Annotated in this window: 1 protein-coding gene; it reads right to left on the bottom strand. The window is 39.7% G+C overall.

The genetic code is table 11. The annotated features are described in order from the left end of the window. A partial coding sequence (locus FN960_RS24135) for a hypothetical protein (RefSeq protein WP_221936863.1) occupies positions 1 to 267 on the bottom strand: 267 nt, incomplete at both ends.

Genomic DNA, 267 nt, shown 5'->3' with positions numbered 1-267 from the left:
AAAATAGAACGCGGTCATCAAACTTTCTATTCGCGGATTAAAACCTTCGCTTAAATAAAGCGCACCGTAGGTTGAGTAAAACAGTAATGTCGTGAAACTAATAAATGCAAAAATTGTCCCGGCTGCGGCGCTACTGTGGGAGAAGTCTTTGCGCAGTATCAGCAAAAACACCAGCGTAAAAATGCAAAATCCAATACTAAATTTCAGCCAGGGATAAAAATGCAGGGTGTAAATTAGCGCTATCAACAACAAAATGATACTGATTGC

This window comes from Alkalicoccobacillus porphyridii (assembly GCF_007293315.1).
Classification (GTDB): domain Bacteria; phylum Bacillota; class Bacilli; order Bacillales; family Bacillaceae_D; genus Alkalicoccobacillus; species Alkalicoccobacillus porphyridii.
This window is presented reverse-complemented; position numbering and strand designations above follow the sequence as displayed.